General features: G+C 72.3%; 16 protein-coding genes. 13 read left to right on the plus strand and 3 right to left on the minus strand.

The genetic code is table 11. The annotated features are described in order from the left end of the window. The 3 genes from H9623_RS02035 to H9623_RS02045 all read left to right on the plus strand — a co-directional run bounded on the left by H9623_RS02035 (nt 1) and on the right by H9623_RS02045 (nt 1,716). Nucleotides 1-402 carry a VOC family protein gene (locus H9623_RS02035; protein ID WP_193718434.1) on the plus strand — a complete coding sequence of 134 codons (402 nt, stop codon included), beginning with the start codon at nt 1-3 and terminating at the stop codon, nt 400-402. A 146-nt stretch (nt 403-548) separates the two neighbouring features. Continuing rightward, the gene (gene recR / locus H9623_RS02040) at nt 549-1,148 is read left to right on the plus strand and encodes a recombination mediator RecR (protein WP_138822666.1); all 600 of its coding nucleotides are present in this window, start codon (nt 549-551) and stop codon (nt 1,146-1,148) included. Beyond that, on the plus strand, nt 1,141-1,716 hold the full coding sequence (locus H9623_RS02045; RefSeq protein WP_193718435.1) for a DUF5063 domain-containing protein: 576 nt from the start codon (nt 1,141-1,143) through the stop codon (nt 1,714-1,716). Before recR ends, H9623_RS02045 begins: the two co-directional genes overlap by 8 nt. An 85-nt stretch (nt 1,717-1,801) precedes the next feature. Here the strand turns inward: H9623_RS02045 and H9623_RS02050 are convergent, their stop codons facing one another. Both H9623_RS02050 and H9623_RS02055 read right to left on the minus strand, forming a co-directional pair. Next, entirely contained in the window at nt 1,802-2,953 is a 1,152-nt protein-coding gene (locus tag H9623_RS02050; RefSeq protein ID WP_193718436.1) for an ABC transporter permease, read from the minus strand. Next, nucleotides 2,950-4,050 (minus strand): ABC transporter ATP-binding protein, encoded by a 1,101-nt coding sequence (locus H9623_RS02055; protein ID WP_193718437.1) that lies wholly within the window; start codon nt 4,048-4,050, stop codon nt 2,950-2,952. Before H9623_RS02055 ends, H9623_RS02050 begins: the two co-directional genes overlap by 4 nt. A gap of 153 nt (nt 4,051-4,203) precedes the next feature. Here H9623_RS02055 and H9623_RS02060 point away from each other — a divergent pair, with 153 nt between their 5' ends. The 10 genes from H9623_RS02060 (at nt 4,204) to H9623_RS02105 (ending at nt 13,468) form a co-directional block, all read left to right on the plus strand. Next, nucleotides 4,204-5,040, plus strand: coding sequence for a TSUP family transporter (locus tag H9623_RS02060; protein WP_407671819.1), 837 nt, complete (start codon nt 4,204-4,206; stop codon nt 5,038-5,040). 194 nt (nt 5,041-5,234) lie between these two features. Next, nucleotides 5,235-5,615: a hypothetical protein gene (locus H9623_RS02065; RefSeq protein ID WP_193718438.1), complete on the plus strand. Its 381-nt coding sequence runs from the start codon at nt 5,235-5,237 to the stop codon at nt 5,613-5,615. A 150-nt stretch (nt 5,616-5,765) separates the two neighbouring features. Next, nucleotides 5,766-6,461, plus strand: coding sequence for an HAD family hydrolase (locus tag H9623_RS02070; RefSeq protein WP_193718439.1), 696 nt, complete (start codon nt 5,766-5,768; stop codon nt 6,459-6,461). 254 nt (nt 6,462-6,715) lie between these two features. Further along, nucleotides 6,716-8,035 (plus strand): aspartate kinase, encoded by a 1,320-nt coding sequence (locus H9623_RS02075; protein WP_193718440.1) that lies wholly within the window; start codon nt 6,716-6,718, stop codon nt 8,033-8,035. A gap of 14 nt (nt 8,036-8,049) precedes the next feature. Next, nucleotides 8,050-9,129: an aspartate-semialdehyde dehydrogenase gene (locus H9623_RS02080; RefSeq protein WP_193718441.1), complete on the plus strand. Its 1,080-nt coding sequence runs from the start codon at nt 8,050-8,052 to the stop codon at nt 9,127-9,129. Nucleotides 9,130-9,355: 226 nt separating this feature from the next. Next, a complete protein-coding gene (locus H9623_RS02085) occupies nt 9,356-9,772 on the plus strand; it encodes a GntR family transcriptional regulator (RefSeq protein WP_193718442.1) in 417 nt (138 codons plus the stop codon). After that, on the plus strand, nt 9,769-10,674 hold the full coding sequence (locus tag H9623_RS02090; protein ID WP_193718443.1) for an ATP-binding cassette domain-containing protein: 906 nt from the start codon (nt 9,769-9,771) through the stop codon (nt 10,672-10,674). The genes H9623_RS02085 and H9623_RS02090 overlap by 4 nt, the downstream gene beginning before the upstream one ends. Then, on the plus strand, nt 10,671-11,468 hold the full coding sequence (locus H9623_RS02095; protein WP_193718444.1) for a hypothetical protein: 798 nt from the start codon (nt 10,671-10,673) through the stop codon (nt 11,466-11,468). The genes H9623_RS02090 and H9623_RS02095 overlap by 4 nt, the downstream gene beginning before the upstream one ends. 144 nt (nt 11,469-11,612) lie before the next feature. Further along, nucleotides 11,613-12,656: an ABC transporter ATP-binding protein gene (locus H9623_RS02100; protein ID WP_193718445.1), complete on the plus strand. Its 1,044-nt coding sequence runs from the start codon at nt 11,613-11,615 to the stop codon at nt 12,654-12,656. Continuing rightward, nucleotides 12,653-13,468 (plus strand): ABC transporter permease, encoded by an 816-nt coding sequence (locus H9623_RS02105; RefSeq protein WP_193718446.1) that lies wholly within the window; start codon nt 12,653-12,655, stop codon nt 13,466-13,468. The genes H9623_RS02100 and H9623_RS02105 overlap by 4 nt, the downstream gene beginning before the upstream one ends. 61 nt (nt 13,469-13,529) lie before the next feature. Here H9623_RS02105 and H9623_RS02110 read toward each other — a convergent pair whose 3' ends face one another. Beyond that, nucleotides 13,530-14,027: an NUDIX hydrolase gene (locus H9623_RS02110; RefSeq protein ID WP_193718447.1), complete on the minus strand. Its 498-nt coding sequence runs from the start codon at nt 14,025-14,027 to the stop codon at nt 13,530-13,532. Nucleotides 14,028-14,128: the final 101 nt, after the last annotated feature.

Genomic DNA, 14,128 nt, shown 5'->3' on the forward strand with positions numbered 1-14,128 from the left:
TTGAGCCCGCGCGGCGAGCTCCACCACGTCGAGCTGTGGATCGAGGACCTCGACGCCGCCGAGAGCTCGTGGGCGTGGCTCCTCGACGAGCTCGGCTACACCCGCTTCCAGACGTGGGCCACGGGCCAGAGCTGGCTGCGCGGGGCGACGTACATCGTGCTCGAGGCGAGCCCCGCCGTCCACGGCAAGGGGCACGACCGCATGCGCCCCGGGGTCAACCACCTGGCGTTCACGGGCGGTCGGCGCGACGAGGTCGACGACCTCGTGGCCCGCGCGTCCGAGCACGGCTGGAGCCTCATGTTCGCCGACGCCCACCCGTACGCGGGCGGCCCCGACCACTACGCGGCGTACCTCGAGAACGAGGACGGCTTCGAGGTGGAGATCGTCGCGGACGAGGACTGACCACGCCGCCACGTCGTCGAGCATGCCGTCGACCAGGAGCCGGTCCGCGGGGGGGACGGTGAGGGGACGTTCTCGACGGCGCAGACCACCGGGCACGGAGCGTCGCGCGGCCCGGACCGTCGCCGCCGCCACGTAGGCTGGGGGGCGTGTATGAAGGCGCGGTCCAGGACCTGATCGACGAGCTCGGCCGACTCCCCGGGGTCGGCCCCAAGAGTGCCCAACGCATCGCGTTCCACCTCCTCGCGGCCGACGCCGCGGACGTGCGGCGGCTCGCCGACGCGCTCACCGAGGTCAAGCTGCGCGTGCGGTTCTGCGAGATCTGCGGCAACGTCGCGGAGTCCGAGCAGTGCCGCATCTGCCGCGACCCCCGGCGCTCGGCCGAGGTGATCTGCGTCGTCGAGGAGCCCAAGGACGTCGTCGCGATCGAGCGCACGCGCGAGTTCCGCGGCAAGTACCACGTGCTCGGAGGGGCCATCAACCCCATCGACAACGTCGGCCCCGACGACCTGCGCATCCGCGAGCTCCTGACCCGGCTCGCCGACGGCGCGGTCCAGGAGGTCATCCTCGCGATGGACCCCAACGTCGAGGGCGAGGCCACGGCCACGTACCTCACGCGCATGCTCTCGCCCATGGGGCTGCGCGTGTCCCGCCTGGCGTCCGGGCTGCCGGTGGGTGGAGACTTGGAGTACGCCGACGAGGTGACCCTCGGGCGGGCGTTCGAAGGACGGAGGGTCGTCAGTGGTTGAGACCGGAGAGGCCGTGGGGTCGGACCTGCGGTCCGTCGCCGCCTCGGTGTCCGCGCAGGCGCGCACCTTCCTCACGACGACCGCGGAGGTCGCCTCGGGCGCAGCCCCGCAGGCCGCGATCCCGCTCCTGCTCCTCGCCACGTCGGACCTGCTGGCCGCCGGTGCACGGCTCGGCGCCATGATGGACGTCGTGCCCGACCAGCGCTTCGAGCCCGACGCGGGCCCGGAGACGGACCTCGACCCGCTGCGCGAGGGGCTCGCCCGGCTCCTCGACGGGCTCGACGACTACCCGGAGATCGAGGACCCCGTCCTGGGGGCCGTCGTCGGGCAGGCGTCCGTGTCGGGGGACATCGCGTGCATCGCCGAGGCCCTCGCCAAGGGGCTCCAGCACTACGACTCGGGCCAGGAGCTCGAGGCCCTGTGGTGGTGGCAGTTCTCCTACCTGTCGCTGTGGGGCGAGCGCGCCGCGAGCGCGCTGCGCGTCCTGCAGCTCGTGCTCGCGCACCTGCGCCTCGACGTCGAGGACGACGTCGCCGCCGAGGCGGAGTACGACGCCCTGCACGCCTGACCACGGCCGCCCGTGCCCACGGGTGGGTGCCCGCAGACGCCGGACGGGCGCGACCACGCGGTCGCGCCCGTCCGGACGTCACGCCTCACGCCACGCGCGTCCCGCGAGGCAGCTTCCCGGACGGGATCCGCAGGCGCCGCACGGCCAGCACCACACCGCCCGCGCCCAGGAGCAGGTTCGCACCCAGCCCCCACGGCCACACGGGGGAGTCGTCGATCTCCGGGTTCTCGACCGGTGACACGTAGCCCGGTTCGTACGCGCCGCACCAGTCCTGCTCGGCCTGGGGCCCCATCCGTGCGACGCGCACGCCCGTGCGGATCAGCGACAGCGGGTCGGACGCCGAGAAGTACTCCTCGTCGTCGCTGACCGTCGTCTCGGGCGCCGCGTCGGCGACGATCACGAACGGGTTCACCGCGAGCAACCACCACGTGAGCTCGGTGTGGGTCTGCGGCGACTCGAACGTCTGCCACTCGCACTCGGGTATCTCGTCGCTCTCCCAGTCGTGGTCGTCGGCCACGGCCCAGGCCCTGATCTCGGTCTGGTACGTCACGAGCGGGGTCGTGAGCCCGAACAGGATCAGGCTCACGACGGTGAGCCCCGCGACGGTCAGGTAGGTCAGGACCGCGGAGCCCGACGTCTTGGTCGTGAGCGCCGAGAACCCGAGCCCGATCGCGCACACCACCGCGAGGAGCACCGCGAGCAGCAGGACCGTCGTGACCAGCGACAGGAACGAGACCCCGCCCGCGACGAGCGCCCACGCGATGAACGGGACGCTCACGACGAGGAACGCGAGCGCCGCGCTCCACGCCGCGACGAGCTTGCCGACGACGATCTCCGCCGCGGTCAGGAGCGTCACCTGGAGCGTCGCGAGGGTCCCGGCGTTCCGGTCGCCGTTGATCGCGGAGGCGCTGAGCGTCGGGGCCACGAGCAGACCGAGGAACAGGACGAAGAAGACCACGGCCCCGAAGATGATCGGGCCTTGCTGCACGTCGGAGTCGTCGTACCCGGTCATGAAGGAGAGCGCCCCGGACGTCAGGAGCGTGATGCCGCCGACGACCACGAACCACACGACGAGCGCGATCTTCCAGCGGGTCGAGCGCACGCGCTGCCGCAGCTCCAGGGTCGCGACGGTCTTGACGCCGTGCCACGACAGCGCCCAGTCGCCGCGGTCCTGCGGGGGCGCGGCGGTGTCCGGCGACTCGGGCCGGGCGGGGGACAGGGACTGCTGGGTGCTCATCGACGCTCCTCCTCGAGGGCGAGGTAGGCCTGTTCGAGGATGCCCCCGGCGGGGGCGCTCGCGACGACGGGGACCCCGGCGACGACCGCGTCGCGCAGGAGGGCCGCTGCCGAGGTGTCGCTGTCGAGGTCGACGAGAGCCGCGCCGTCGGGCTCGACGGCGAACGGGACCCCCGCCCCGGTGAGCCAGGCGTGCAGCGCGAACGGGTCGAGCGCGCGCACGCGCCACGTGCGGCGCGTCGTCGCGGCCTCGCCCACGGTCTCGGAGGCGACCGTGCGGCCGCGCGAGAGGAACACGGCGTCGTCGGCCATCTCGTCGAGCTCCGTCAGGACGTGGCTCGAGATGAGGACGGTCTTGCCGCGTGCGGCGAGCTCGCGCACGAGCACGCGCAGGTCGACGCGCGAGCGCGGATCGAGGCCGCTCGCGGGCTCGTCGAGCAGCAGGACGTCGGGGTCGTGGACCAGCGCGCGGGCCAGGCCGAGGCGCTGCTTCTGACCGCGGGACAGGACGCTCGCGGGGCGGTCGGCGTATTCCTCGAGGTGCACCAGGGCGAGCAGCTCGGTCGCGCGCGCTGCCCCCACCGCTGCCGGGAGCCGGTAGGCGGCGGCGAAGGTCGTGAGGACCTCGCGCGCCGTCAGGGAGTCCCAGGTGCCGAACGCGTCGGGCATCCACCCGGTGCGTGCACGCGTGGCGAAGCTCTGCGTGACCGGGTCGGAGCCCGCGACGCGCACCGTGCCCGCGTCGGGCGTGAGGAGGCCCGCGAGGATGAGCAGGAGCGTCGTCTTGCCCGAGCCGTTGGGGCCCACCAGCGCCGTGACCCGGCCGGGCCGGGCCACGAGGTCCACGCCGGCGACCGCGCGCACCGAGCCGAACGCGCGGTGCACGCCCTCGGCGACGATCCCGCCGGGTGCGGCGTCGCCGTCGGGCGCGTGCTGCGTGGAGGGTGCCGCGGGCGTCTCCTGCCCGACGGCGCCGCTCCCCGACGGTGCGCCGTCGTCCGGGGCGGGCTGTGGTGCGGGTGGCGTCGAAGGTGGGTCTGCCTGTCCGGGAGGTCGGTGGTCTGCTGGATCCCCCTGGGGAGCCGCTGTGCTCGTCATGGCGCCGAGCGTAGCGGTGCGTGACCTGACGTGGGGGCGCCCGCCCGGGTGACGTCCGCGTCCTGCGGGAGGCCCGCGCGGCTCGTGGGTGGGCGCTCCGCCGTCGTGCGAGACTGCCGTGTGACCTGGGACCTCGCCGCGACGCTTCCTCTCGTGGCGCACGCGCCTCTCGCCGCGGGCGACGGGATCGTGCTGCCCGGGTCGGGCGGGCTCGAGCTCGACCTCCTGACGATCTGCCTCCTGGTCCTCGCGGGCCTGACCGCCGGGTGGATCGACGCCGTGGTCGGTGGGGGAGGGCTCGTCCAGCTCCCCGCGCTGCTGCTCGTCCCCGGGATCAGCCCCGTCCAGGCGCTCGCGACGAACAAGCTCGCGAGCATCATGGGGACGTCGGTGAGCGCCACGACGTACTACCGGCGCGTGGGCCCGGACCTGCGGACCGCCGGGCCCATGGCGCTCGCGGCCCTCGTCGGGGCCGTGGGTGGGGCGGCGCTCGCGTCGAAGATCCCCGCCGAGCTCTTCAAGCCCATCATCCTCGTGGTGCTGATCGCCGTCGCGGTCTACACGATCGCCAAGCCCCGGCTCGGGCACACGATGGACCTGCGCTGGGAGGGCAACGGGCACCGGTGGGCCGCGGCCGGGATCGGGCTCGTGATCGGGGTCTACGACGGGCTGCTCGGCCCCGGGACCGGGACGTTCTTCGTCATCTCGCTCGTGAGCATCCTGGGGTACGCGTTCCTGCCCGCGTCGGCGCTCGCGAAGATCGCGAACTTCGCGACCAACGCGGGCGCGCTGATCTTCTTCGTCCCGTACGGCGCGGTGCTGTGGGGGCTGGGCCTCGCGATCGGGGCCGCGAACCTGCTGGGCGCGTACGTCGGGGCGCGCATGGCCGTCGCCAAGGGCAGCGGGTTCGTGCGGGTCGTGTTCGTGGTCGTCGTGGGCGCGCTCATCTGCAAGCTCGGGTACGACGTCGTCACGAGCCTCGGGGAGTGACGGTGCGAGGGGCGGGGGCCGGTCCAGAGGGGGTTGGCGCGGACGGAGTTCAGCGGCCAGGGCCGCGGCGCATGGTCCGGTCGGAGACGGGGGGCTACTCGCCTGATCTCGATCTGCCCGGCACGCACGACGACCCACCTCGTGCGCGAGCGGGGGAGGGGGAACCCGACCAGGTCCGTGTCGACCCCTCCGGCGTGACCGGCTCGTTCGGGCGACCCCGACCCCGGCCTCAGCGCCGGGGTCTGGCGGTGGGGCGGCTGATCGCCGGGGTGCTGGTCGCGTTCATGGGGTACGTCCTGGTGGCGATCCCCGCCATGATCACCTACGACGTGGGGATGGACGGATACGGCTACTACTGCGAGACGGGGATGTTCGTCGAAGCGGATCTGGCCTGTTTCGGCGATCCGACGCCTGCCACCGAGGCGTTCGCGGCGCTCGTGGCGATGGTCACCGTGCCTGCCGCGCTCGGGATCCTCGTCGCCTGGCCGCGGAGGCGGGGACTGTTCCTGCTGCTGCTGGCGTGCGCGGCGCTGGGGCTGTACGCCTACTTGGTGATTGCCCACCCACGCACCTGATCGGCCCGGCTGCCCGCCGTCCGCCTGCTTGTCTGTCCGCCCGCCCGCCTGCCCAACGGGTCGATCGCCGAGCACGAGGTTGCGGTCGTTCTCGGGCTCAGGACGACCACAACCTCGTGCCCGGCACCCGGGTCACCTAGGGTCGCCACCATGCACCTTCGCGCGCAGGCCGTCGTCCTCGATCTCGACGGGACGCTCCTCGACCACGAAGGGGCCGCACGGGCTGCGCTCGCGGCCTGGCTGCCTGGCCTCGGGGTCGAGGTCACCGACGGGCTGGTCGACGCGTGGTTCGCCGCAGAGGAGGAGCACTTCTCCGCCTGGCGCGCGGGGGAGATCGACTTCGCCGAGCAACGGCGCCGTCGGCTCCGTGACGTGCTGCCGCTCGCGGGCCTCGAGGGAGGATCCGATGACGACCTCGATCAGGTCTTCGCCGGCTATGTCGCGCACTACGAGGCGTCGTGGACCGCGTTCCCCGACGTCGAACCGATGCTCGTAGCGTTGTGGGCCCGGAACGTCCCGCTGGCCGTCCTGACCAACGGGACCGAGGACCAGCAGCACGCCAAGCTCCGCGTCATGGGGCTCGAGGGGCGGCTGGGGTCCGTGTTCACGGCCGAGGGGCTGGGGGTGGCCAAGCCCGCACCCGCGAGCTATCTGCGGGTCTGTGCCGCACTGGGGGTCGTGCCGGAGGAGGCCTTGCACGTCGGGGACAGGTACGACCTCGATGTCGTGGCCGCCCGTGCGGCCGGGCTGCAGGCCGTCCACCTGGACCGGGACGGCCGCGGGCCGTTCGACGAGCCCGAGCGCATCGTGTCGCTCGCCGAGCTGCCGGGGTACCTCGGGTGGTGAGGCCCAGCCGCCACGTCCGTCACGCCCGCCGAGCACGAGGTTGCGGTCGTTCTGCCCCTGAGAACGACCGCAACCTCGTGCTCGGCACCCGGTAGCCAGCATCCCCGCAGGTCAGCGACCGGCACCGACCCGGACTGCCCGCATCCTGACCCCCCTCCCGGCGTCACGGGGCTGCGGGCTATCATCGACCGACTCGTAGAACACCCGGCGGGCCGTTGAGAGAGACGGAGGCCGGCGACGTAACGGAGCAGCAAGTGGCACTAGTCGTGCAGAAATATGGTGGCTCGTCGGTCGCTGATGCGGAGAGCATCAAGCGGGTGGCGAAGCGCATCGCAGAGACCAAGCGGGCTGGTCACGACGTGGTCGTCGTGGTCTCGGCCATGGGTGACACGACGGACGAGCTCATCGATCTCGCCCAGCAGGTCACCCCCCTCCCTCCCCAGCGTGAGATGGACATCCTGCTCACGGCCGGCGAGCGCATCTCGATGTCGCTGCTGGCGATGGCGATCAACAACCTCGGCGTGAAGGCCAAGTCGTTCACGGGCCAGCAGGCCGGCGTGATCACGGACGCCGTGCACGGCAAGGCGCACATCGTGGACGTCGTGCCGCACCGCATCCGTGAGACGGTCGAGAAGGGCTCGGTCGCGATCGTGGCCGGGTTCCAGGGCGTCACGCAGAGCACCAACGACGTGACGACCCTCGGCCGCGGCGGCTCGGACACCACGGCCGTGGCGCTCGCGGCGGGCCTGGGCGCGGACGTGTGCGAGATCTACACGGACGTCGACGGCGTGTTCACCGCGGACCCGCGGATCGTTCCGTCGGCCCGCAAGATCGACCACATCTCCTACGAGGAGATGCTCGACATGGCGGCGTCCGGGGCCAAGGTCCTGGTGCTGCGCTGCGTCGAGTACGCGCGCCGCTACGGCGTCCCCATCCACGTCCGTTCGTCGTTCTCGACGAAGGCCGGGACGATCGTGTCGAACGACGCGCGCTCCGTGCCCAACGTCCCCCAGCAGGCTCCCGGCTCCCTGGCCGGCAACGAGGCAGAGGTCATCATGGAAGCTCCGATCATCTCCGGCGTCGCGCACGACCGCAGCGAGGCCAAGGTCACCGTCGTCGGCGTCCCCGACGTCCCGGGCACGGCGGCACGTATCTTCGAGGTCGTGGCCGGTGCGGGCGCGAACATCGACATGATCGTCCAGAACGTCTCGGTCGCGGCCACGGGCCTGACCGACATCTCGTTCACGCTGCCCATGGACGACGGCGCGCTCGCGACCACGGCCCTGGACGCGGTGCGCGAGGAGATCGGGTTCGCGTCGTTGCAGTACGACGACCAGATCGGCAAGGTCTCGCTCATCGGGGCGGGCATGAAGTCGAGCCCGGGCGTCTCGGCGCAGCTCTTCGGTGCGCTGCGGGACGCGGGCATCAACATCGAGATGATCTCGACGTCGGAGATCCGCATCTCCGTCGTGACCCGTGCCGACAGCCTCGACGACGCGGTGCGGGCCATCCACACGGCGTTCGAGCTGGACGGCGAGAGCGAAGCAGTCGTCTACGCCGGCACCGGCCGTTGAGCGAGGAGAGCACCATGAGCAACCAGAACTCTGCCGGCCTCGTCGTCGGCGTCGTCGGGGCGACCGGTCAGGTCGGCGCCGTCATGCGTCGCCTGCTCGAGGAGCGCGACTTCCCGGTCGCGCAGATCCGCTACTTCGCCTCGGCGCGCTCCGCGGGCAGCACGCTGCCCTGGAAGGGTGAGGACGTCGTCGTCGAGGACGCGGCCACGGCCGACGTGTCGGGTCTCGACATCGCGCTGTTCTCCGCGGGGGGCGCGACCGCCAAGGCGCAGGCCGAGCGGTACGCGGCGGCCGGCGTCGTCGTGATCGACAACTCCTCGGCGTGGCGCATGGACCCCGACGTCCCGCTGGTCGTCGCCGAGGTCAACCCGGGTGCCGTCCGCGAGGCGCGCAAGGGCATCATCGCGAACCCGAACTGCACCACGATGGCCGCGATGCCGGTCCTCAAGCCGCTCGCGGACGAGGCCGGCCTGGAGCGCCTGATCGTCGCGACGTACCAGGCGGTGTCGGGAGCGGGGCTGGCCGGTGCGGCCGAGCTGCGCGACCAGGTCGTCGCGGGCGCCGAGCAGGACCTCACGGGCCTGGTGCACTCGGGCGCCGCGGTCTCCCTGCCCGCGCCGGACAAGTTCCCGCGGAACATCGCGTTCAACGTGGTGCCGCTCGCCGGGTCGATCGTCGACGACGGCGAGGAGGAGACCGACGAGGAGAAGAAGCTCCGCAACGAGTCGCGCAAGATCCTGGGGCTCCCGGACCTGCTGGTCGCGGGTACGTGCGTGCGTGTCCCGGTCTTCACGGGGCACTCGCTCGCGATCCACGCCGAGTTCGGCCGGGCCATCACTCCGGACCGCGCGCGCGAGCTGCTCGCGGCGGCTCCGGGGGTCGAGCTCTCGGACGTCCCCAACCCGCTCGAGGCCGCAGGTGCCGACCCGTCGTTCGTGGGCCGCATCCGCACGGACCAGAGCGTGCCGGGCGGTCGCGGCCTGGTGCTGTTCGTCTCGAACGACAACCTCCGCAAGGGTGCCGCGCTCAATGCGGTGCAGGTCGCGGAGCTGGTCGCGGCCGACCTCACGAGCAAGGCGGCGGCTTCCGCCTGACCGGTCCACTGCCCGACGGCACCCCTCACCTTCCGGTGGGCGGGCGCCGTCGTGCTGTCCGCACCTGGTCGGTGCCGAACCCGAGGTTGGTCGGGTAACCAGGAAGAGTTTCCTGACCAACCTCGGGTTCGACACCATGGGCTGCTGCTTGCGCAACCGGTGGTTCTATGGTTCATTAGTCGAGTAATGAACCAAGGAACGTGTGATCGGCGAGAGGATGGGCACCATGTTCGACGGACCTGAACCCATCTACCTGCAGATCGCCCGGCAGATCCGCGCCGAGATCCTGAGCGGCGACCTCAGCGAGGAGGAGCAGGTCATGTCCACCACCCAGTACGCGACGACGTTCCGCATCAACCCCGCGACGGCCGCCAAGGCGTTCGCGACGCTGGTCGACGAGGGCGTCCTCTACAAGCGGCGCGGGGTCGGCATGTTCGTCGCGACCGGCGCGCGCGAGAAGCTGTTCGCCGAGCACCGCGACCGCTACTTCGCGGAGGTCCTGCGCCCCGCGCTCGACCAGGCCGACCTCCTGGGCATCACGCCCGCCGAGATCGTGGACCACGTCCTCGCCCGCGACGTCGCGGGCTCCGTGCGGTCCGCCGGCCCCGCCGCCACCCACCCCCCGACGGGAGAGACCTCATGACCGCCCCCACCCGCCCCGACCCGTTCGGTGTCGAGCTCCGGGACGTGACGCTGAGCTTCGGCAAGGACGAGAAGCACCCCGCGCTCGACGGGCTGAGCCTCACGGTCCGCCCGGGCACGATCACGGGCCTGCTCGGCCGCAACGGTGCCGGCAAGACGACCGCGCTCTCGCTGATCGCGGCCATGCGGCGCCCGGACGCCGGCACCGTGCTGGTCGACGGCGAGGACCCGTTCGAGAACGCCTGGACCATGGCGGGCACGCAGCTCGTCCGCGAGAGCGGCGACACGATCACCTCGACGAAGGTCAAGGACAGCCTGGGCTACTACGCGGAGCTGCGTGAGCACTGGGACGCAGACCTCGCGGCGCGTCTGGTCGACCTGTTCGAGATCGACCTGCGCAAGACGCCCGAGAGCCTCTCGCGCGGCAAGCGCTCGGCGCTGGGCGCGGTCATCGGGCTGGCGTCGCGCGCGCCGCTGACGATCTTCGACGAGGTGTACCTCGGGATGGACGCGCCGAGCCGGTACGCGTTCTACGACGCCCTGGTCGAGGACTACACCGAGCACCCGCGCACCGTCGTCCTGTCGAGCCACCTGATCGACGAGGTCGAGCGGATCTTCGAGGACGTCGTGATCGTCGACCGGGGCCGTGTGCTCCTCGCGGAGAGCGTCGAGTCGGTCCGCGGCCGGGGTGTGAGCATCACGGGGTCCGCGGCCGTGGTCGAGCAGTTCGTCGACGGGCACCGGGTCCTGGCGCGCCAGCGCCTGGGCGGCACGGCGCAGGTCACGCTGTTCGGCGCGCTCGACGACGCCCAGCGCGCCGAGGCGACCGCGGCCGGGCTCGAGCTGGGCGCCGTGCCGCTGCAGGACCTGTTCGTGCACCTGACCCGAGGGGAGCAGCCATGACGGAGAACCTGGCGGGACAGGCCGTGCCCGTCCCCCGAGAGGCGCAGCGTGCCGCGGCGCGCCGTGCGGCCGAGCAGCGTTCGCTGCGGACCGCGGCCTGGTCGATGTCCGTGGGCACGTGGCAGATCGGTGTCTGGTTCTGGGCCATCGTGCTGATCATCGCGGGCATCATCGGCTACGTCGAGGTCCGCACCGACATCCTCGACGGCAGCGTGATCGACGGCGTCGTGAGCGGCTCGGCGAAGTTCTTCCTGTTCGTCATGGGCATCATCACGCCCCTCGCGAGCATCGCGGTCCACGTCGCGGCGGGGGGTACCCGCCGGTCGCTCATCCGGTCGACCTGGTGCACGGCCGTGGTCCTGGGACTCACCTTCGCCCTCGTGGCGGCGGCGCTGGGCTACGTCGAGTGGCTCGTCTTCCGGGCGCAGGGCTGGTCGCCCGAGCTCGACCGGGCCCAGCTCTACGCCGACGGCGGCCAGGTCGGCACGGCGTTCCTGGTGCAGCTCTTCTTCTGCAGCGTGTACTGGCTCGCGGGCGCGTCGATCGGGATGGGCTACTACCGCCTGGGCGTGTGGGGCGGGACCTTCGCGATCGTGCCGTTCCTGCTCCCCGTGGTCCTCGTCGAGCTCGCCTTCCAGAGCGGCTACTTCGGCAGGCCCTTCGCCCAGGCGGTCGGCCTCTCCGACGCCCAGGTGCTCACCGCGGTGATCGGTGGCCTCGTGGCCCTGGTCGCAGCCGCGTTCGCGTTCCACCTGGTCACGAGGTCGGTGGCCATCGCTCCCGTCACGAGCTGACGGCCCTGGCGTCCCCGACGTCTTAGCGCGGCGCGTCCCGACCGGGACCGGCGCACCCACCACAGCGTTCATCCCGTCCAGCGGACGGCGCCCGGTCCTCCGGTGCGCCGCCCGGCGGACGAGCACACCCTCAGGGAGGGCACCATGACCACCGCACATCCTGTCCCGTCCGTCCCACCCGCACCGTCGACCGGCACGCTGCCCGACGGCGCCGCGCCCGCGATCGAGGTCGTCGCCCTGCGCAAGGCGTACGGGAGCACCGTCGCCGTGCGCGACGTGAGCTTCGCCGTCGGGCAGGGGGAGATCTTCGGGATCCTCGGCCCCAACGGGGCCGGCAAGACCACGACCGTCGAGTGCCTCGCCGGGCTGCGTCAGGCCGACGCCGGGTCGGTCCGGATCCTCGGTCGCGACCCGCAGAAGGACCCGGCCTCGGTGCGCGAGCTCCTGGGCGTCCAGCTCCAGGAGGCCGAGCTCAACGAGCGCATGACCGTGGCGGAGGCGATGCGCCTCTACGCGTCGTTCTACGAGGACCCGGCCGACGTCGGCGAGCTGCTCGACCTGCTCGAGCTCACGCCGCACCGGGACCGGCAGTTCGCCAAGCTGTCCGGCGGGCAGAAGCAGCGGCTGTCGATCGCGCTCGCGCTCGTCGGCAACCCGCAGGTCGCGATCCTCGACGAGCTGACCACGGGCCTGGACCCGCAGGCCCGGCGGACCACGTGGGAGCTCGTCGAACGCGTGCGCGACCGCGGCGTGACGATCCTGCTCGTGACCCACTTCATGGACGAGGCCGAGCGCCTGTGCGACCGCCTCGTCATCATCGACCAGGGTGTCGTCGTCGCGACCGGCTCGCCGGCCGAGCTCATCGAGCAGGTCGACACCTCGCGCGTGCTGCGGCTGCGGGTCGAACCTCACGAGGAGGTCGGTGTGCTGGAGGTCCTCGCGGGTCTCGCGGACGTGCAGGCCGTGACGCGCGACGGCCACGAGATCGAGGTGACGGGGACGCGGCGGGTGCTGCCCGCCGTCGTGCTGGCCCTCGCGGAGCAGGACGTCGTGCCCGACGTCCGGACGGTCTCACGCTCGCTCGAGGACGTGTTCGTGCACGTCACGGGCAGGACGTACGACCACACGGGGGCGGCGGACGCCGCGGCCGCCGACGACTCGAACGACACCGAAGGAGCAGTGCGATGACCACTCCGACCACGACACGGGCCCCGGCCCGGGGCCGCAGGATCGCGGGCACCGGCTGGCACGGCCTGCGGACCCTGACCCTGACCGAGGCCCGCCTGCTGCTCCGAGACCCGGGGACCGTGTTCTTCGCGCTCCTGTTCCCGACGGTCCTGCTCGTGGGCGTCGGCTTCGCGATGCCCGGCATGCGCGACGTCGTGTCCGACGCGCCGCCGCCCTGGGAGGGACTCACGGCGGTCGCGTTCTACGTGCCCGTCGTGCTCGCGACCGCCGTGGCGACCGTCGCGCTCACGACCATGCCCGTGTACTTCGCGACGTTCCGCGAGAAGGGTGTGCTGCGGCGCCTCTCGACCACGCCCATGAAGCCGCAGGGGCTGATCGGTGCCCACCTGTTCATCAACCTCGTCGCGGTGGTCGCCGCAGCGCTGCTCGCGGTCCTCGTGGGGAGCCTCGTGTTCGACCTCGCGACGCCGGTGAACCTGGTGGTCGTCGTGGCCGCCTTCCTGCTGGGCGTCCTGGCGATGTTCTCGCTCGGGATGCTCATCGCGTCGCGCGCCGACCGGGCGAGCACCGCGTCGGCGATCGGGATGACGCTCTACTTCCCGATGCTCTTCCTCGCGGGGCTGTGGACGCCGGGCCCGCTCATGCCCGAGGTGCTGCGGACCATCGGCGGGTACACGCCGCTCGGGGCTGCGGCGCAGGCCATGACGACGGGCTGGTTCGGGGACGGCGTGCCGGCCTCGCAGCTCGTGGTCATGGCGGTGTGGACCGTGGTCCTGCTGCCGCTCGCGGCGAGGCTGTTCCGCTGGTCGTGACGGGGGGAGCCCGGCGAGGTGGACCCGTGCCCGTGAGGGCGCGGGTCCACCTCGTGCCGCCCTAGCGGACGAAGAACGGTCCTGCGGTCGGGTCCGCGAGGTAGCCCAGCGCGTGCCCCAGGCGCTCGCTGGTCGAGGCCGCGAGGTCCGCGGGCAGGTCGTCGGGGGCGAACCAGTCGACGGCGAGCGACTCGTCGTCGGCCACGTGTGCCGCGGCGGCCGCGTCGGCGGAGACGGGGCGGCACAGGAAGCACAGGTCGAGGTACTGCGAACGGTCCCCGTTGGGGTACTCGACGGTCGGCGTCACCGTGACCCCGGTCAGGGCGTCGACGCGGACCGCGACGCCGGTCTCCTCCAGCACCTCGCGGGCGAGGCCCACGGCCGGGTCCTCGCCCGGTTCGAGGATCCCGCTGATGATCGCCCACTGCCCGGTGTCGGCACGCCGCCCCAGGAGGAGGCGTCCGGCGTCGTCGATCACGACGCCCGACACGCCCGGCATCCACAGGAGGCCGGTCCCGACGTGGGACCGGAGGGCGGCGACGAACTCGGGGATCGGCATGGACCGAGCCTAGACGGCGACGTCGACCCTGCACCCGTTCACAGTCCGAGACGCCGCCCCGGCGCCCCGGAACCCCTGTGCTACGGTCGTCGGGTGAACAC

The sequence above is a fragment of the Oerskovia douganii genome, assembly GCF_015142735.1.
GTDB lineage: Bacteria > Actinomycetota > Actinomycetes > Actinomycetales > Cellulomonadaceae > Oerskovia > Oerskovia douganii.